The following is a 17,216-nucleotide window of genomic DNA, read 5'->3' on the forward strand; positions in this document are numbered from 1 at the left end:
TGGCCGCGAAATGAGGCTAGAAGGCTGGTGCGGGCAATGCTGCGGTGCACTATCCATTTTGGCCAAAAACCAAAGCGGGCTCAGCGATAGAAAGCGTAAGCAATCAGGATGGCGCCCACCAGTCCCACGGCATCGGCGATCAGCCCGGCGGCCACGGCGTAGCGCGTCTTGGTGATGCCGACGCTGCCGAAGTAGACGGCGAGCACGTAGAAGGTGGTTTCGGTGGAGCCCTGGATGATGGCGGCGAGTTTGCCCTGGAAGGAATCGACGCCGTAGGTGTTCATCACATCGACCATCAGCCCGCGTGCGCCGCTGCCGGAGAGGGTTTTCATCAGGCCGACGGGCAGGGCGGGGACGAAGGCGTCGTCGAGGCCGATGGCCAGCACGCCGGCGCGGATGGCGCCGATCAGATAATCCATGCAGCCGGTGGTGCGGAAGACCGAGATGGCGGCGAGCATGGCGACGAGGTAGGGAATGATCTGCACGGCGACGCCGAAGCCTTCCTTGGCGCCTTCGACGAAGCTCTCGTAAACGTCGATGCCGCGCCAGGCGGCGACGCCGACGAAGAGCACGATCAGGCTGACGATCAGGCCGCTGCCGAGCAGGCCGATCATCTGCGCCATCTGCTCCGGCGGCATGCCGTTCAGCCATGCGTACAGCCCGCCCATCAAGGCGGCGAAGCCGGCGAAGAAGGCAATCACCGGGCGGGTGAACAGGTTGATGCGCTGCCAGACGGCGACGGCGATCAGGCCGGCGCAGAACGACACGAAGGTGCCGAGCAGGGTGGGCAGGAAGATGTCGGCGGCGTTGAAGCCGACCAGTCCCTGCTTGATGGCGAGGCTCTGGCGGATGGCGATGACGGTGGTCGGGATCAGCGTGATGCCGGCGGTGTTGAGCACCAGGAACATGATCATCGGGTTGCTCGCCGTGTCCTTGTGCGGGTTGATCTCCTGCAATTCGCGCATGGCCTTGAGGCCGAGCGGCGTGGCGGCATTGTCGAGGCCGAGGATGTTGGCCGAGAAGTTCATCACGATGCTTCCGCTTGCCGGGTGGCCGGGCGGAATATCCGGGAAGACGCGGCGGAAGAAGGGACCGACCAGCCGCCCGAACAGCTCGATCAGCCCGCCGCGCTCGCCGATCTTCATGATGCCCAGCCACAGACACATGACGCCAACCAGGCCGAGCGAGATGTCGAAGCCGGTCTTGGCCGTGTCGAAAAGCCCGGTCAGTACGCGCGTGAAGATGTCGAGATCGCCCTGCGCCAGATGGGCGAGGGCGGCGGCGAAGCCGATGAGGATGAAACCGACCCAGATGCGATTGAGCACGTTCGTCAGCCGGACAGGCGCGCCGGCGCGGGGAATGGAAAGGTTGCCAGTCTAGCGGCACGGCAGCCGGCTGTCATCGGCTCAGGGCAATTGCCAGGCGCTGCGCAGCTGCGCGTACTCGGCCTGCGGCAACTGCACCAGGCAAGGCGAGGCGGCGGCGTCCAGCCACAGGCAGATGTCCCGGATATCGGCCAGTGCGCCGGCTGTGCAGCCGGCGGTCGGCGCGCCGGGATTTTCCCAGACGTGCAGGAAGATGCACGAACCGGCGCCAGGCTGTGGTGGTGTGGTGTTGTGGGCGATGACGGCGCCGACGGTGTAGCGCTCATCCGTGCGCAGCATGTCTTCGCACGAGCTCCAGTCTTTGTCGACCGTGCGTTGATCGACGATGCGGTTGTAGTGCTGCGATTGCGGGTCGTCGATGGCCTTGAGATCGGGCGTGGCGGCGAGGTAGGGCAGGCGGGCGGCGCGGGCGAAGTCGCTGTCGGCATCGGCGCTGCCGAACAACGCGGTGATCGCGAAGACGCCGGCCGGGGCGCGGCCATCGCCTTCGGCTTTGTGGGGGCCTGTGTCGCTGGCCGGGTGCAGGCCGAGACCCCATGCCAGGCCGTTGCGGCCGAGGCTGACCGGGATGGCTTCACCGACCGGCTGCCAGTCGCCCTCAACTGCAGCGCGGGCGAAGCGTTGCAACTCGCCGGTCGTGCTCGCCCAGTCCGGCGCGAGCACGCGCAGGAGCTGGCGGCAGCCGGCCAGCGGATCGCTCACTTAGAGCATGCCCTCGTCGCGGATGAAGGCGATGATCATGTCCAGGCCTTCGCCGGTTTTCAGGTTGGAGAAGACGAAAGGCCGCTCGCCGCGCTGCGCCTTGGCGTCGTGCGCCATGACGTCGAGCGAGGCGCCGACCATTGGCGCCAGGTCGATCTTGTTGATGACCAGCAGGTCGGACTTGGTGATGCCCGGCCCGCCCTTGCGCGGAATCTTCTCGCCGGCGGCGACGTCGATGACGTAGATGGTCAGGTCGGATAGCTCAGGCGAGAAGGTGGCGGCCAGGTTGTCGCCGCCGGATTCGACGAGGATCAGCTGCACGCCGGGAAAGGCGCGTTGCAGGCGGTCGACGGCTTCAAGGTTGATCGAGGCATCCTCGCGGATGGCGGTGTGCGGACAGCCACCGGTCTCGACGCCGATGATGCGCTCGGGTGCCAGTGCCGAGTGATTGACCAGGAACTTGGCGTCCTCGGCGGTATAGATGTCGTTGGTGACGACGGCCATGTCGATCTTGTCGCGCAGGGCCTGGCACAGGGCCAGGGTCAGGGCAGTCTTGCCGGAACCGACGGGGCCGCCGATACCGACACGCAGGGCTTGTTTGCTCATGGTTTTACGATCTGAAGAGACGTGAATATTGGGTTTCGTGCCTTGCGCAGGCAATGGCGAAGGCGGGGGTGAAGTTGGACCACTCGGTTTTTGGCAATTTGAGGGCGTGCACCGCAGCAGCGGGGATTTGCCGGCCGAGTTCGGCGAGCAGGCGCTGGCCGGCGGCCTGGCCGAGGGGGACGGCTTTCAGCGCGGCCATCACCTGGTTTTCGGCCCAAGACCACAGGTAGGCGGTGATGGCGGCTTCCGGATCGATCCGCCAGGCGGCGGCGATGCCGGCCCAGACGGTGGGGAAGGCGACTTCGGGCAGCGGTTCGACGGTTTGAGCGACGCCGGCCAGGCTGTTGTCGCGCAGATCATGCAGCAGGCGGCGCATGGAGAAGCCCATTTGCACGGTTTCGGCGCGCAGCTCGGCCGATTCGCGGCTAGCCAGGAATTCGTCATTGAGCTCGAGGATTTCGCCGGTGTTGCCGCCAGCCCAGGCAGCCATCAGCGCGGCGAGAAGCGGGGCTTCGAAGCGGCCGATGCCGTGTTGCATCAGGTCGGCGATCCAGCGGCCGGCCGTGGCTTCGTCACGGATAACGCCGGATTCGACGGCCCATTCGAGGCCTTGCGAATAGGTGTAGGCGCCGACCGGCAGGGCCGGGCTGGCGAGTTGCAGCAGGCGGGCGAGCTGCAGTTGGGCGGCGGGCGTCATGCGTGCACGCTCCCGCCCCAAGCCGGGTGAAAAATTACTGGGCGGCGGGCTTTTCGGCCGCCTTGCCACGCAACAGCATGACCTTCATGCTGCCGCCCTGGCAACGGCCGACTTCCTTGCCGGCCTGCTTGTCGCCGACGGCGACGACCTTCAGCTCGTAATCCTTGATCTGCTTGGATTCCAGGCGCTGCGTGATCTTCTCGGTCAACGCCTCGCATTTGAGCAGTTCCGCCGAGGCCGGCAGGGCGAACAGGATGCCCAGCGCGGCAGCCAGAGAGATGCGAATGTGCTTCATGGCCTAAGTCCCCTCTTATTCGAATGTACTGAGAGACTAGCCGCGGATGCCGGGGCTGTCCATCAGTACAAGGCGATAAAGCGGGGAAAGCGTGGTGAAAATGCATCAACGCGGCTTGAATTCGTGGATTTTCGGCACGGAACGGTGCGGGCCGTGGCCGGGATTGTGCAGATCGGCGTGTTCGTGATCGTGCTCGCTATGATGATGGTGGCCGCCGTGTGACCCCGGATTTGCCCCATACGCGCCGGATTCCGGCTGGAAGGGCGCTTCGGTTTCGCTGACCGCGCAGCCCAAGCCTTTGACCATCTCGGCCAGCACATGGTCGGTCTGGAAACGCAGCTTGCCGCCGCCCTCGGTCGGTACGATCTGCACCGGCACGTGGCGGTTGCCGAGATGGTAGGCGGCGCGGGCGAAGAGCAGCGGGCTGTCGGCGACGGCCTCGATCAGCTTTTCCGGCGCGGCGAGGATTTCGACCACGGCCGAGCCGTCCTCGGCGATCAGCTTGTCGCCGCCGTGCAGGTGGTCGCCACGTTCGAGAAAGATGCCGGCTTCGGCGCCGGAAGCGAGCTTGACCTTCAGGCGGCTTCGTTTGCGTTCGTCGTAGGCGAGCGCCACGGTATCGGTGGCCGGGGCGAGGGTGCGTTGGTTCAGGATCAGCATGGAGTCAGTGGGCGACGGTTTTCGAGAAGACATTGAGGACGAACACGCCGGCGACGATCAGCGTCAGGCCGAGTATGGCCGGCAAATCGAGCGCCTGGCCGTAGAGCAGCCACCCGACCAGCGCGATCAGCGCAACACCGACGCCGGACCAGATGGCATAGACAATGCCGACCGGTAGCGTGCGCAGGACCAGCGACAGGCAGTAGAAGGCGATGCCGTAGCCGACGACGACAATCGCCGACGGCAGCAGTCGGGTAAAGCCTTCCGAGGCTTTCAGCGCCGAGGTGGCGATGACTTCACTGATGATGGCGATGCCGAGGATGAGCCAGTGCTGCATCGACCGTCAGAACAGGAAGTAACGTTGCGCTAGCGGCAGTTCGGTCGCCGGCTCGCACACCAGATGCACGCCGTCGGCCTTGACCACGTAGGTTTCGGGATCGACGGTGATTTCCGGCGTGGCGCCGTTGTGCACCATGTCGGCCTTGGTCAGCGTGCGCGTGCCGGAAACGGCGATCAGCGGTTTTTGCAAATTCAGCGCGTGCACCGCAGCATTCTTCAGCGCGGCCTGCGACACGAAGGTGACCGAGGTTTTCAGTGCCTTGCCGAAGCTGCCGAACATCGGCCGGTAATGCACCGGTTGCGGCGTCGGGATCGAGGCGTTGGGATCGCCCATCGCGGCGGCGGCGATCATGCCGCCCTTCAAAATCAGCGAAGGCTTGACGCCGAAGAAGGCCGGTTTCCACAGCACCAGGTCGGCCAGCTTGCCGACTTCGATGGAGCCGACGGTGTGGGCAATGCCGTGGGTCAGCGCCGGGTTGATGGTGTATTTGGCGATGTAGCGCTTGACGCGGAAGTTGTCGTGGCGGGTGCTGTCTTCGGGCAAGGTACCGCGTTGCAGCTTCATCTTGTGCGCCGCCTGCCAGGTGCGGATGATGACCTCGCCGACGCGGCCCATGGCCTGCGAGTCTGAGGACATCATCGAGAAGACGCCGAGGTCGTGCAGGATGTCCTCGGCGGCAATCGTCTCGCGGCGAATGCGCGATTCGGCGAAGGCCACATCCTCGGCGATGGCGGGATCAAGGTGGTGACAGACCATCAGCATGTCGAGATGCTCGTCGATGGTATTCACCGTGTAGGGCATGGTCGGGTTGGTCGAGCTGGGCAGCACGTTGGGCAGCCCGGCCGCCTTGATGATGTCCGGGGCGTGGCCGCCGCCCGCGCCTTCGGTGTGGAAGGTGTGGATGGTGCGGCCCTTGAAGGCGCCAATCGTGGCTTCGACGAAGCCCGATTCGTTCAGCGTATCGGTGTGAATGGCGACCTGCACGTCCATTTCATCGGCCACCGACAGGCAGCAGTCGATGGCGGCCGGTGTCGTGCCCCAGTCCTCGTGCAGCTTGAGGCCAATGACGCCGGCCTCGACCTGCTCGCGCAGGGCTTCCGGCAGGCTGGCGTTGCCCTTGCCGAGGAAGCCGAGGTTCATCGGGAAGGCCTCGGCGGCTTCGAGCATGCGGTGGATGTGCCAGGGGCCGGGCGTGCAGGTGGTGGCATAGGTGCCGGTAGCCGGCCCGGTGCCGCCGCCGATCATGGTGGTGACGCCGGAATTCAGCGCTTCCTCGATCTGCTGCGGGCAGATGAAATGGATGTGGCTGTCGATGCCGCCGGCCGTGACGATCATGCCTTCGCCAGCGATGACTTCGGTGCCGGGGCCGACGACGATGGTCACGCCGGGCTGGATGTCGGGGTTGCCGGCTTTGCCGATGGCGGCGATGCGACCGTCCTTCAAGCCGATGTCGGCCTTGACGATGCCGGTGACAGCATCGACGATCAGGGCGTTGGTGATCACGGTATCGACGGTTTCTGCCGAGACGCGCTGGCTCTGACCCATGCCGTCGCGGATGACCTTGCCGCCGCCGAATTTCACTTCCTCGCCGTAGATGGTGTAGTCCTTTTCGACCTCGATGATCAGTTCGGTATCGGCCAGACGGAGACGGTCGCCGGTGGTCGGGCCGAACATCTCGGCATAGGCCTGACGGGTGATTTTCGTGCTCATAGCGCCCCCTGAATCAAGCCGCGGAAACCGTAAACCTTCTTTTCACCGTCCAAGGCCACCAATTGAACGGTGCGCGTCTGGCCCGGCTCGAAACGCACGGCGGTGCCGGCGGCGATGTCGAGACGGTAGCCGCGCGCGGCTTCACGGTCGAAGGAGAGGCCGGCGTTGGTCTCAAAGAAGTGGTAGTGCGAGCCGACCTGGATCGGCCGGTCGCCGGTATTGGCAACGACCAGCGTGAGGGTCGGGCGGCCGACGTTGAGTTCGAGTTCGCCAGGTTCGGCGACGAGTTCTCCGGGGATCATCGCGTGCTCCTCAAACAATCGGGTTGTGGACCGTGACCAGCTTGGTGCCGTCCGGGAAGGTGGCCTCGACCTGGATTTCCGGAATCAGCTCGGGGATGCCGTCCATTACGTCGGCGCGGGTCAGGACCTGCGTGCCTTCATGCATCAGTTCGGCCACCGTCTTGCCTTCGCGGGCGCCTTCCATGATGGCGCAGGTGATCAGCGCCACCGCTTCCGGGTAGTTCAGCTTCAGGCCCTTGGCCTTGCGCCGCTCGGCGAGCAGGCCGGCGGTGAAGATCAGCAGCTTGTCTTTCTCGCGGGGTGTCAGTTCCATTGCAGTTCCTCGGATGGTGCAGATGCCTGTCGAACAAGGGCGTGTGGGTGCGATGATGCATCACGGCAGCGCCGGTCGCCATACGCAAGAGCGCGTAGGAGGGAATCTCCAAGCGCGGTGCCGGGCGCCAATGGTGGGTTGGCGCCCGGTGTGAGGCCGGTTATTCCGCGGTCGGCTCGTTGGGCAACAGCAGGTTCAACAGCACGGCGAGCACGCCACACAGGCTGATGCCCTGCAGCGAGAAGCTGCCGATGGTGACGCCAAGGCCGCCGATGCCGGTGACCAGCGTCACTGAGACGATGCACAGGTTGCGCGCGCTCGACAGATTGACCCGGGCGTCCATCAGCGTCTTCAGGCCGATGCCGGCAATCGAGCCGAACAGCAGCACCATGATGCCGCCCATGACCGGCAGCGGGATGGTTTGCAGCAGCGCCCCGAATTTGCCGACGAAGGCCATCAGGATGGCAAAGCCGGCGGCCCAGGTCATCACGGCCGGGTTGTAGTTCCGGGTCAGCATCACGGCGCCGGTGACCTCACCGTAGGTGGTGACCGGCGGGCCGCCGAACAGGCCGACGACATTGACCGCCAGTCCGTCGCCCAGCAGCGTGCGGTGCAGGCCGGGGCTTTCGGTAAAGTCCTTGCCGGCGACCGAGCCGATGGCCAGGATGCCGCCGACGTGTTCGACGATCGGGGCGATGGCGACGGGGATCATGAACAGGATGGCGGCCAGGTTGAATTCCGGCGTGCCGAATTGCGGCAGAGCGATCCAGGCGGCTTCCTGCACCTTGGCGAAATCGACGATGCCGAGGAAGAGCGAGGTGGTGTAGCCGACAGCCACGCCAACCAGGATCGGCACCAGCTTCAGCAGGCCGTGCGCACGGATGGCCGTCAGCATGGTGGCCAGCAGGGAAATGGCGGCAACGGCGATGGCCGTTCCGTAGGGCACGACCTGGGCATCGCCGGCCTTGCCGGTCGCCATGCCGACTGCGACTTGCGCCAGTCCGAGGCCGATGACCATGACCACCGGGCCGATCACCACGGGTGGCAGCAGTTTGTGGATCAACCCGACGCCACGCCATTTGACCAGCCCAGCGGCGACGTAATAGAAGAAGCTGGCGGCGGCCAGTGCCCCGAGCGTCGCATTCATGCCCCAGGTTTGCACCGAATAGATGACCGGGGCGATGAAGGCGAAGCTGGAGCCGAGGTAGATCGGCACCTGGCGCTTGGTGCAGGCCTGGAAGATCAGCGTGCCGACGCCGGCACCGAGCAGCGCGAGACTGGGATTTAGGCCGGTCAGCAGCGGCACCAGCACGGTCGCGCCGAAGGCGACGAAGAGGATTTGCGCACCGGACAGGGCCGTGCGCCAGGTGGGGGCTGGCGTTGCGTTCATGCTTCCTTGGTTCCGAAAATCTTGTCGCCGGCGTCGCCGAGGCCGGGAATGATGTAGCCGAGTTCGTTGAGGTGGCTGTCGATGGCGGCGGTGTAGACCTGGACGTCAGGGTGGGCGGCCGTCATCGCTGCGATGCCCTCCGGCGCGGCGACCAGCACCAGCGCCTTGATGTGCTTGCAGCCCTTGCGTTTGAGCATGTCGATGGTCGCAATCAGCGAGCCGCCAGTGGCCAGCATCGGGTCGATGATCATGGCCAGGCGTTCGTTCAGTTGGCCGACGAAGCGCTCGAAATAGGGCTCGGGCATCAGTGTTTCGTGGTTGCGGGCGATGCCGACGACACTGACCTTGGCGTTCGGAATCAGGTCGAGAACGCCATCCAGCATGCCGATGCCGGCGCGCAAGATGGGCACGACGGTGACTTTCTTGCCCTTGATCTGGTCGATCTCGACCGGTCCGGCCCAACCCTCGATGACCACCTTTTCCAGTTCGAAATCGGCGCAGGCCTCGTAGGTCAGCAGGCGTGCGAGTTCCGCCGCCAGTTCGCGAAATTTCTTGGTACTGATATCGCCTTCGCGCATCAGGCCAATCTTGTGTTTGACCAGGGGGTGGCGGACTTCGATTACCGGCATGAGATCCTCACTAACATTTGGCAAAAGGCGAAGCGTAACCGATCAGCGGGGTGGCTGGCGTGGTGGCAGGACTACTATGCGTTGAAATCCTTGCTGGCCGGAGGGCGGCGGGAGGCTGGCGTCGCTTCAGGTATTCCAGATACGGGGGATGACGGCCGGGCGCTGGCAGCAAGCCGGGCGCAGGATTTTCCACAGTTCGGCGAGCCACAAGCGGGCTGCTTCGCTGTTGTCGCCGAGATAGCGGGCAACGAGCAGGCCGGGCAAGGCGGTGATACCGTGCAAGGCGGCGTCGGCCGGCGCGATGGCGCGCAGGGCCACGAGCAGTGCGGTGGCTTGTTGCGGCAGCTCCGGAAAGCTGCACAGCAGCGTGCCGCACACGGTGCGGCCGGCCCAGCCAGCGGGGCTGTCGAGCATCGGGTCGTTGCCGGAAAAACCGCCGCGCTCGATCCAGATCGGCGCGTTGCTGCGGTGCACACGGTAAAAAGGCAAAAAATGGCCCTGGCGGAAACGCTCGCCGCTGGCCACGCGGCCCAGGCACAGGATGTCCCAGCCGATGAAGCGGCTGTCGGCGGCGAGATCGACACGGGTTTCCATGCGCGCTCGCGCACCGTCGAATACGATGGTCTCCTGCGGCAGCCATTCCAGCGTCGCGCCCGCGCCCACCGTGAATTCGACGCGCTGCGAGGCTTCCACACCGCCGCTGCGATACCACTTGCCGGCGCCCGGCGTGGTCAGCTGGGCGTGCGCTACTGCACCGACGTCAGCCCGGATGCTCAACTGGTCGCCGCCGGCGATGCCTGAGGGCGGATGCAGCACGATGGTCTGGCAGACGGCATCGCCTTCCGGATAAAGCGCTTTCTGCACGCGCAGCGGCCCGCGGTGGCGATTTTCGCGCAGCACTGTGCGCTCGCCGGAGCGGGCGAAACCGAGGTGCAGTTCAGCCTGCCAGGTCGAGTGGGTCTCCGGCAGCGGAACGGGAAGGCGTGAGGTCATGGGTGGATTATCGTGGAAAGCAAGCGTGGCGGGGAATACGCAGGAATGCGCAGAGGGCGAAGCGCGCGGATTTGCGCGTCATCAACACACCCCGTTCGAGGCAGGGCAAAATAAGCGCAGGCTGACTCGATCTCGGAAGGGCCAATGAAGCCAACGCACATTCGCAACGCAGATGGGGAAGGGCATGCACCGGTCGGCGCTGCGGCCGAGGCGTTTGCCTGGGAAAGCGTTGCCCGTGAGTTGAATCTCGAACCCCGCGGTCCGTTCAACATGGCCTGGCTGGCCGTCGATCGCCATGCTGCTTCCGAGCGTGCCGACAAACCCGCCTTCCGTTTTTTGGCTGAAGATGGTGGGCGCAGCGAAATCACTTACCGCGAGCTGGCGCGCCAGACCGACCGTTTCGGCAACGCGCTGAAGGCGCTGGGTGTGCGGAAGGGCGATTGCGTTTTCGTGCTGTGCGGGCGGCGCTGCGAGTTGTACGTGGCCGTGCTCGGCGCGCTGAAGGTCGGCGCTGTCGTATCGCCGCTTTTCCCCGCCTTCGGCCCCGAGCCGGTGCGCAACCGCGTGGCGCAGGCCTGCGGCAAGGTGCTGGTGACGACCCGCAGCGCCTACCGGCGCAAGATCGAGCCGATACGCGGCGAGTTGCCGTCGCTGCGCCATGTTGTGCTGATCGACGATCTCGGCGGCGAACTGCCGTCGGAGACGCTGGATTGGCCGAGCCTGTTCGCTGGTGCTTCCGATGAATCAGCGCTGGTGCCCACCACGGCCGACGATCCGGCGCTGCTGCATTTCACCAGCGGCACCACAGGCGCGCCCAAGGGCGCGCTGCACGTGCATGGCGCGGCGCTGATGCATTACGCCACGGCGCGGCGGGCGCTCGATCTGCGGCCGGATGACGCGTTCTGGTGCACGGCCGATCCCGGTTGGGTCACCGGCATGTCCTACGGCATTTTTGCACCCCTCATTGTGGGCGTGACCAGCATCGTCGAGGAGGCGGAATTCGATGCCGCGCGCTGGTTGGCCATCTTGGAAAAAGAGGGCGTGAATGTCTGGTATACCGCGCCGACCGCCATCCGCATGCTGATCAAGGCCGGGCCGGCGCTGTTCGCCGGGCACGCCTTCCCGGCGCTGCGCTTCATCGCCAGCGTCGGTGAGCCGCTCAATGCCGAGGCGGTGGCGTGGGGTGAGGAAACCTTCGGGCAGACTATCCACGACACCTGGTGGCAGACGGAAACGGGCGGCATCATGATTGCCAATGTTGCTGGATGCGCCGTCAAACCGGGCTCCATGGGCCGGCCGCTGCCGGGCGTGGTGGCGCAAGTCGTGCGTCACCGTGCCGGCGAGCCGGTACAGGAGATCACCGAGCCCGACGTGGTCGGCGAACTGGCGCTGGAAACCGGCTGGCCGTCGATGTTCCGCGCCTATCTCGGCCAGCCCGAGCGCTATCGCGACTGCTTTGCCGGTGAGCTTTACCTGAGCGGCGATCTGGTGCGGCGCGATGCCGACGGTTACTTCTGGTTTGTCGGGCGCAGCGACGATGTGATCAAGTCGGCCGGCCATCTGGTCGGGCCGTTCGAGGTCGAGCGTGTGCTGATGGAGCATCCGGCGGTGGCCGAAGCGGGCGTCATCGGCAAGCCGGACGCCCTGGCCGGTGAGACGATCAAGGCCTTCGTCACCCTCAAGCAAGGGGCCGAAGCCAGCGAAGCGCTGCGCAGCGAATTGCTCGCCCATGCCCGCCGCCGCCTCGGTCCGGCCGTCGCGCCCAAGGAAATTGCCTTCGCCGAATGCCTGCCGCATACTCGCAGCGGCAAGATCATGCGCCGGCTGCTCAAGGCGAGGGAACTCGGGCTGCCCGAGGGCGACAGTTCGACGCTGGAATAAAGGGAGAAAAAATGCCGCTGGAGCAAGCGCAAATCCGGGCAAAGATGCTCGAAATCATCAAGGCCCTGGCGCCGGAAACGGATATCGGCAAGATCGTCGGCGACCTGCCGCTGCGCAAGCAGATCGAACTCGATTCGATGGACTGGCTGAACGTACTCGAAGCCATCCGCGAGCGCCTCGGTGTCAATGTGCCGGAAACCGACTACGGCAAGCTCGGCACGCTCGACAGCATCGTCGCCTATCTCGCCAGTCGCCTGGCGGAGTAAGCCATGGCCGATTACCCCGAGGAACTCGTTCGCACGCGCTACCTGTTCGACGGCAGCGAGGTGCTGATCCGCCCGATCCGCGCTGACGACAAGACCCTGGAGCAGGAGTTTGTGCAGCACCTGTCGGCCGACTCGCGCTACCGCCGCTTCATGTCTACGCTGAAGGAACTGCCGCCGGGCAAGCTCAAGTACCTGACCGAGATCGACTACGTGAAGCACCTGGCGCTGGTCGCCATCATCCAGCAGGAAGGCCACGCGGTCGAAATTGGCGTCGCCCGTTACTGCGCCGACCCGAACGGCACGAGTTGCGAGTTCGCCATCGCCATCGACGACGACTGGCAGGGCAGCGGTGTGGCCGGCATCCTGATGCTGACCCTGATCGACGCCGCCCGCGCCCGTGGCATGCAGAAGATGGAAGCCTTCATCCTGGCCTCCAACGAAAAGATGATCAAGTTCGCCCGGCAGCTCGGCTTCGCCGTGCACCGCGACCCGGACGATCCGGGGATGGTGGTGGCGGAACGGACGTTGTGACGCCTTTCTGAGCAGGCGAACAAGGATGCCGCGCGGCGCAGCGGCATGCGCGCATCGCGGGGGGCGTTCCCGGGAAGCTTGATTTGCAGGAAAACCCGATTTTCCAGCAGCGAAACCCGGATAATGTCGGGCCGCAGGTTTTGCACCCCACTTTTGGATTCACGCATGGAAATCAAGGTCAACTTTCTCGACAAGCTTCGCCAGGAAGCCAAGTTCGACGACTTCACGGTGATCGCCGACCAGCCCATCCGCTACAAGGGCGACGGCTCGGCGCCGGGGCCGTTCGATTACTTCCTCGCCTCGTCGGCCTTGTGCGCGGCCTATTTCGTCAAGCTCTACTGCGACACGCGCAACATCCCGACCGAGCACATCCGCCTGTCGCAGAACAACATCGTCGATCCGGAAAACCGCTACAAGCAGACCTTCAAGATCCAGGTCGAACTGCCGCCGGACATTTCCGAGAAGGACCGCCTGGGCATTTTGCGTTCCATCGACCGGTGCACCGTCAAGAAGGTCGTGCAGACCGGGCCCGAGTTCATCATCGAGGAAGTCGAGAACCTCGATGCCGATGCGCAAGCCTTGCTGGCCGTGAATCCGGATTCGGCGACGCAGACCTACATCGCCGGCAAGGACCTGCCGCTCGAACAGACCATCGCCAACATGTCCGGCTTTCTCGCCGGCCTGGGCATCAAGATCGAGATCGCGTCGTGGCGCAATCTGGTGCCCAACGTCTGGTCGCTGCATATCCGCGATGCGCATTCGCCGATGTGCTTCACCAACGGCAAGGGGGCGACCAAGGAAAGCGCGCTGGCTTCGGCGCTCGGTGAATACATCGAGCGCCTGAACTGCAACCATTTCTACAACGACAATTATTGGGGGCCGGAGATCGCCAACGCGCCCTTCGTGCATTACCCCGAAGAGCGCTGGTTCAAGCCGGGCAAGAAGGATGCGCTGCCCAAGGGCCTGCTCGACGAGTACTGCCTGGAAATCTACAACCCGGATGGCGAACTGCGCGCCTCGCACCTCTATGACACCAACTCCGGTAACACCGAGCGCGGCATCTGCGCGCTGCCCTACGTGCGCCAGTCGGACGGCGAGACGGTGTATTTCCCGACCAACCTGATCGACAACCTGTTCCTGAGCAACGGCATGAGCGCCGGCAACACGCTGCCGGAAGCGCAAGTGCAGTGCCTGTCGGAAATCTTCGAGCGGGCGGTCAAGCGCGAAATCATCGAAGGCGAAATCGCTCTGCCCGATGTGCCGGCCGAAGTGCTGGCCAAATATCCGGGCATCGTCGCCGGCATCGAGGAACTGGAAAAGCAGGGCTTCCCCGTGTTGGTCAAGGATGCCTCATTGGGCGGCGAGTTCCCCGTCATGTGCGTGACCCTGATGAACCCGCGCACCGGCGGCGTCTTCGCGTCCTTCGGCGCTCACCCGAGCCTGGAAGTTGCGCTCGAACGCAGCCTGACTGAACTGTTACAGGGGCGCAGCTTCGAAGGCCTGAACGACCTGCCGCGGCCGACCTTCGAAAGCAACGCCGTCACCGAGCCGAACAACTTCGTCGAACACTTCATCGACTCCAGTGGTGTGGTGTCGTGGCGCTTCTTCAGCGCCAAGTCCGACTACGAGTTCGTCGAGTGGGATTTCTCCGGCCACGGCGAAGAATCCAACGCCCACGAAGCTGCCACCTTGCTCGGCATTCTCGAAGAGATGGGCAAGGAAGTGTACATGGCGGTTTACGACCAGCTCGGCGCCACCGCCTGCCGCATCCTGGTGCCGGGCTACTCGGAAATCTACCCGGTCGACGATCTGATCTGGGACAACACCAACAAGGCACTGGCCTTCCGGGAAGACATCCTGAACCTGCACCGCCTCGACGACGCAGCCCTGGAAGCGCTGCTCGAACGTCTGGAAGAGAGCGAACTCGACGACTACACCGACATCATCACGTTGATCGGCGTCGAGTTCGACGAGAACACCGAATGGGGCCAGCTGACCATTCTCGAACTCAAGCTGCTGATCAACCTCGCCCTGCAGGATTTCGAGGCGGCCAAGGAGCAGGTCGAGGCCTACCTGCAGTACAACGAAAACACCGTCGACCGTGGTCTGTTCTACCAGGCCGTGAACGTCGTGCTCGAGGTGCTGCTCGACGACGAACTGGAACTGGACGATTACGAAGCCAACTTCCGTCGCATGTTCGGCAATGAGCGCATGGATGCCGTGCTCGGCTCGGTCGATGGCAGCGTCCGCTTCCATGGCCTGACGCCAACCAGCATGGCGCTCGAAGGCCTGGATCGGCATCAGCGCCTGATCGACAGCTACAAAAAGCTGCATGCCGCGCGGGCCAAGGTGGCGGCATAGCTGATTAGAGAAGCAGCCCGGGCTGGTTCGGGCTGGCCGGTGACCTCGCATTCCTGCCGAGTGCGAGGTCGACGTAGCGGGCGGGCTTAGTCGGTCGAGCCCCCCAGGCCCTTCATTTCCATCACACGCTGCCCCAGTTCTTCCAGATTGGCCTGCGCCTCTGCGGCCGCTTCCTGCATTTCTTCCGCCGTCAACGGGCGGGCGAGGGGTTCCAGTTCGATGCGCTCGATGTTCTGACATTTGGCGACGATGCCGTGCAGGATGCTGTCGACCTTTTTCTGGCCGAGGCCGAAGAGGATTTTTTCTTGCACGAAGAGGCGGACGAGGATGATGTCTTCCGCGTTCTTGGCGGTGGCCTGCACGGCCTCGATTTCCTGCCGGACATGGCCGCGGAACTTGAGCGGGGTGACTGTCTCGGGAACTTGCAGGATGGAATAGCGGTACTGGCCTTGGATCATGGTCGGGCGGGCTGGCAAAAGCGCAATTGTCTCAAATTAATGCGGCAGTCAGTTTGCCCGCGCGTGAAAAGCTGGACCGCTCGCCTCAAGTTTGCCCGTAGATTTGTACCCGGTTCCGACCATTGCGCTTGGCAGCGTACATGGCCTCGTCGGCATGCTTGAGCAGGGCGACGCTGTCGATGCCATCCTCCGGGTAGGCGGCGATACCGATACTGGCAGAAACGTTGAGTGAATGGTCGTCGATCAGGAAAGGCTGGGCGAGGGCGTCGCGGAGTTTTTCGGCGATGGCCAGAATCTCCAGCGTGCCCTTGGTATTCCGCAACAGGGCGATGAATTCGTCGCCGCCCGTGCGCGCCACCGTGTCGGATTCGCGGAGGCTCGCACGTAGCCGGTAGGCAACCTGTTGCAAGACTCGGTCGCCGATATCGTGACCGAGGTTGTCGTTGATCAGCTTGAAGTCGTCAAGGTCCAGGAACATGACCGCGAAGACCTGTTGATCGCGCTTGGCGTTGGCCAATGCTTGCTCCAGGCGATCGGCGAAGAGGGCGCGGTTGGGCAGATCGGTCAGCGGATCGTGTTGGGCCAGATGGCGGATGCGTTCTTCTGCCGCACGGCTTTCGGACAGGGCACAAGCCAGCTGGCGGTTGATACGGTAGATGTAGATGGCCACGGCGCTGACGACCGCTAGCAGGGCCAGCGTGAGGTACAGCTTCGAGGGGTCGGGACGGTGATTCGCTGCGTAGAGAAAACCATCGAGCGGGTAGTCGTGCGGCATCAGGTCAAGTTCGGCGTAGGTGTTGGCGATATGCTGCCAACGGCCACGGGTCATGTAGCCGACCTCGATCAGGTCGGTACGCAACAAGGTCTCCATGCGCTGGGCTTCGTACAGGTAAAAGTCTTTGGGGTGCTCCTGGGAGTATTTCTGGTAGATCAGCTCGGCGATTTCTTCCGGGTGTTCCATCGCATATTGCCAGCCGCGCAGGCTGGCTTCGCGGAAGGCACGAGCGCGTTCCGGGTGAACTTTCAACTCGCTTTCCGTGGTGAACAGATTGTCGCCGTAGAAGTCGATCCCTCCGGAGCGCGGCGTATAGATCTGGTAGTCCAGTCTGGCGCGGTCCAGATAGTAGGGCTCGTTGGTTACGTAGGCGGAAATGGCGTCGACGCGGCCATCGATCAGATCTTGCGGCTGGAAACTATGGGGAATCTGCTTGAGACGATCGGCAGAAATGCCTTCCTGCTTCAAATAGGCCATCAACTCGTCGGATTGCGGTTCGATCATGACGCGCTTGCCGATCAGGTCGTGAATCCCCTGTGTGCCCAAGGCAGTCTTGTCACGGCGCGCTACGAAAACCAGCGGCGAATGTTGGAACACCACGGCCAGCACGACCACCGGATGTCCTGCCTTGCGGGCCAGCAACAGGCTGCTGGTGCCGACGCCATATTGGGCGTCGCCGGACAGGACGGATTGCACGGGGTCGGTACCCGGTATGGCTTCCTTTAGCCTGACATCGAGGCCGGCTTGTTCGTAGTAGCCCTTTTCCAGTGCAGCGTAATAGCCCGCGAACTGGAAGGCATGCGTCCACTTGAGTTGGAGGGTAACGCTGTCGAGTGCCGAGGCGAGGCTGGAGTGCAGCAGCCCAAGCAAGGCTGCCGCCCAGAAAATGGATTTGATGAAATTACCGAACATGCCAATTATT

19 protein-coding genes are annotated in these 17,216 nt (G+C 64.1%); 4 read left to right on the forward strand and 15 right to left on the reverse strand.

Annotated features, from left to right (window positions below; translation table 11 throughout):
- Positions 1-80 precede the first annotated feature (80 nt).
- From WIF35_RS01485 to WIF35_RS01545, 13 genes are all read right to left on the reverse strand, one after another.
- Entirely contained in the window at positions 81-1,325 is a 1,245-nt protein-coding gene (locus tag WIF35_RS01485) for a nucleoside recognition domain-containing protein (RefSeq protein ID WP_412479799.1), read from the reverse strand.
- Between the two features lie 81 nt (positions 1,326-1,406).
- Positions 1,407-2,087, reverse strand: coding sequence for a L,D-transpeptidase family protein (locus WIF35_RS01490; protein ID WP_412479800.1), 681 nt, complete (start codon positions 2,085-2,087; stop codon positions 1,407-1,409).
- Entirely contained in the window at positions 2,088-2,693 is a 606-nt protein-coding gene (gene ureG, locus WIF35_RS01495; protein ID WP_412479801.1) for an urease accessory protein UreG, read from the reverse strand. It abuts the gene before it with no gap.
- 4 nt (positions 2,694-2,697) lie between these two features.
- Positions 2,698-3,390: an urease accessory protein UreF gene (locus WIF35_RS01500; protein ID WP_412479802.1), complete on the reverse strand. Its 693-nt coding sequence runs from the start codon at positions 3,388-3,390 to the stop codon at positions 2,698-2,700.
- A 34-nt stretch (positions 3,391-3,424) separates the two neighbouring features.
- Positions 3,425-3,685, reverse strand: coding sequence for a DUF1161 domain-containing protein (locus tag WIF35_RS01505; protein WP_412479803.1), 261 nt, complete (start codon positions 3,683-3,685; stop codon positions 3,425-3,427).
- Positions 3,686-3,790: 105 nt separating this feature from the next.
- Positions 3,791-4,345, reverse strand: coding sequence for an urease accessory protein UreE (gene ureE / locus WIF35_RS01510; RefSeq protein WP_412479804.1), 555 nt, complete (start codon positions 4,343-4,345; stop codon positions 3,791-3,793).
- A 4-nt stretch (positions 4,346-4,349) separates the two neighbouring features.
- Positions 4,350-4,682 (reverse strand): DMT family transporter, encoded by a 333-nt coding sequence (locus WIF35_RS01515; RefSeq protein ID WP_412479805.1) that lies wholly within the window; start codon positions 4,680-4,682, stop codon positions 4,350-4,352.
- 6 nt (positions 4,683-4,688) lie between these two features.
- A complete protein-coding gene (ureC, locus tag WIF35_RS01520; RefSeq protein WP_412479806.1) occupies positions 4,689-6,395 on the reverse strand; it encodes an urease subunit alpha in 1,707 nt (568 codons plus the stop codon).
- Positions 6,392-6,697, reverse strand: a complete 306-nt coding sequence (locus tag WIF35_RS01525) for an urease subunit beta (protein ID WP_412479807.1) — start codon at positions 6,695-6,697, stop codon at positions 6,392-6,394. Before WIF35_RS01525 ends, ureC begins: the two co-directional genes overlap by 4 nt.
- Positions 6,698-6,707: 10 nt before the next feature.
- Positions 6,708-7,010, reverse strand: a complete 303-nt coding sequence (gene ureA, locus WIF35_RS01530; protein WP_412479808.1) for an urease subunit gamma — start codon at positions 7,008-7,010, stop codon at positions 6,708-6,710.
- A gap of 160 nt (positions 7,011-7,170) precedes the next feature.
- Positions 7,171-8,400, reverse strand: a complete 1,230-nt coding sequence (locus WIF35_RS01535) for a uracil-xanthine permease family protein (protein WP_412479809.1) — start codon at positions 8,398-8,400, stop codon at positions 7,171-7,173.
- A complete protein-coding gene (upp, locus tag WIF35_RS01540; protein WP_412479810.1) occupies positions 8,397-9,029 on the reverse strand; it encodes a uracil phosphoribosyltransferase in 633 nt (210 codons plus the stop codon). Before upp ends, WIF35_RS01535 begins: the two co-directional genes overlap by 4 nt.
- Before the next feature lie 126 nt (positions 9,030-9,155).
- Positions 9,156-10,022, reverse strand: coding sequence for an urease accessory protein UreD (locus tag WIF35_RS01545; protein WP_412479811.1), 867 nt, complete (start codon positions 10,020-10,022; stop codon positions 9,156-9,158).
- A 144-nt stretch (positions 10,023-10,166) separates the two neighbouring features.
- Between WIF35_RS01545 and acsA the strand changes: the two genes are divergently transcribed.
- From acsA to WIF35_RS01565, 4 genes are all read left to right on the forward strand, one after another.
- Positions 10,167-11,903 (forward strand): acetate--CoA ligase, encoded by a 1,737-nt coding sequence (acsA, locus tag WIF35_RS01550; RefSeq protein ID WP_412479812.1) that lies wholly within the window; start codon positions 10,167-10,169, stop codon positions 11,901-11,903.
- 11 nt (positions 11,904-11,914) lie between these two features.
- On the forward strand, positions 11,915-12,169 hold the full coding sequence (locus tag WIF35_RS01555) for an acyl carrier protein (RefSeq protein ID WP_412479813.1): 255 nt from the start codon (positions 11,915-11,917) through the stop codon (positions 12,167-12,169).
- A 3-nt stretch (positions 12,170-12,172) separates the two neighbouring features.
- Positions 12,173-12,700: an N-acetyltransferase family protein gene (locus WIF35_RS01560; RefSeq protein ID WP_412479814.1), complete on the forward strand. Its 528-nt coding sequence runs from the start codon at positions 12,173-12,175 to the stop codon at positions 12,698-12,700.
- Positions 12,701-12,865: 165 nt separating this feature from the next.
- Positions 12,866-15,061, forward strand: coding sequence for an OsmC domain/YcaO domain-containing protein (locus WIF35_RS01565; protein WP_412479815.1), 2,196 nt, complete (start codon positions 12,866-12,868; stop codon positions 15,059-15,061).
- An 86-nt stretch (positions 15,062-15,147) separates the two neighbouring features.
- Here the strand turns inward: WIF35_RS01565 and WIF35_RS01570 are convergent, their stop codons facing one another.
- A complete protein-coding gene (locus WIF35_RS01570; RefSeq protein ID WP_412479816.1) occupies positions 15,148-15,519 on the reverse strand; it encodes a hypothetical protein in 372 nt (123 codons plus the stop codon).
- Between the two features lie 85 nt (positions 15,520-15,604).
- Positions 15,605-17,206 carry a diguanylate cyclase domain-containing protein gene (locus WIF35_RS01575; protein ID WP_412479817.1) on the reverse strand — a complete coding sequence of 534 codons (1,602 nt, stop codon included), beginning with the start codon at positions 17,204-17,206 and terminating at the stop codon, positions 15,605-15,607.
- Between the last annotated feature and the right edge of the window lie 10 nt (positions 17,207-17,216).

The sequence above is a fragment of the Azonexus sp. IMCC34839 genome (genome assembly GCF_047047955.1).
Lineage (GTDB): Bacteria > Pseudomonadota > Gammaproteobacteria > Burkholderiales > Rhodocyclaceae > Azonexus.

What these genes read in the sequence shown, in the direction of transcription:
- acsA (WP_412479812.1), top strand. Translation starts at nt 10,167, where the DNA reads ATGAAGCCAACGCACATTCGCAACGCAGATGGGGAAGGGCATGCACCG.
- WIF35_RS01535 (WP_412479809.1), bottom strand. Translation starts at nt 8,400, where the DNA reads ATGAACGCAACGCCAGCCCCCACCTGGCGCACGGCCCTGTCCGGTGCG.
- WIF35_RS01505 (WP_412479803.1), bottom strand. Translation starts at nt 3,685, where the DNA reads ATGAAGCACATTCGCATCTCTCTGGCTGCCGCGCTGGGCATCCTGTTC.
- WIF35_RS01560 (WP_412479814.1), top strand. Translation starts at nt 12,173, where the DNA reads ATGGCCGATTACCCCGAGGAACTCGTTCGCACGCGCTACCTGTTCGAC.
- WIF35_RS01570 (WP_412479816.1), bottom strand. Translation starts at nt 15,519, where the DNA reads ATGATCCAAGGCCAGTACCGCTATTCCATCCTGCAAGTTCCCGAGACA.
- WIF35_RS01515 (WP_412479805.1), bottom strand. Translation starts at nt 4,682, where the DNA reads ATGCAGCACTGGCTCATCCTCGGCATCGCCATCATCAGTGAAGTCATC.
- WIF35_RS01500 (WP_412479802.1), bottom strand. Translation starts at nt 3,390, where the DNA reads ATGACGCCCGCCGCCCAACTGCAGCTCGCCCGCCTGCTGCAACTCGCC.
- WIF35_RS01565 (WP_412479815.1), top strand. Translation starts at nt 12,866, where the DNA reads ATGGAAATCAAGGTCAACTTTCTCGACAAGCTTCGCCAGGAAGCCAAG.
- ureG (WP_412479801.1), bottom strand. Translation starts at nt 2,693, where the DNA reads ATGAGCAAACAAGCCCTGCGTGTCGGTATCGGCGGCCCCGTCGGTTCC.
- WIF35_RS01575 (WP_412479817.1), bottom strand. Translation starts at nt 17,206, where the DNA reads ATGTTCGGTAATTTCATCAAATCCATTTTCTGGGCGGCAGCCTTGCTT.
- ureA (WP_412479808.1), bottom strand. Translation starts at nt 7,010, where the DNA reads ATGGAACTGACACCCCGCGAGAAAGACAAGCTGCTGATCTTCACCGCC.
- ureE (WP_412479804.1), bottom strand. Translation starts at nt 4,345, where the DNA reads ATGCTGATCCTGAACCAACGCACCCTCGCCCCGGCCACCGATACCGTG.
- WIF35_RS01525 (WP_412479807.1), bottom strand. Translation starts at nt 6,697, where the DNA reads ATGATCCCCGGAGAACTCGTCGCCGAACCTGGCGAACTCGAACTCAAC.
- WIF35_RS01555 (WP_412479813.1), top strand. Translation starts at nt 11,915, where the DNA reads ATGCCGCTGGAGCAAGCGCAAATCCGGGCAAAGATGCTCGAAATCATC.
- WIF35_RS01545 (WP_412479811.1), bottom strand. Translation starts at nt 10,022, where the DNA reads ATGACCTCACGCCTTCCCGTTCCGCTGCCGGAGACCCACTCGACCTGG.
- ureC (WP_412479806.1), bottom strand. Translation starts at nt 6,395, where the DNA reads ATGAGCACGAAAATCACCCGTCAGGCCTATGCCGAGATGTTCGGCCCG.
- upp (WP_412479810.1), bottom strand. Translation starts at nt 9,029, where the DNA reads ATGCCGGTAATCGAAGTCCGCCACCCCCTGGTCAAACACAAGATTGGC.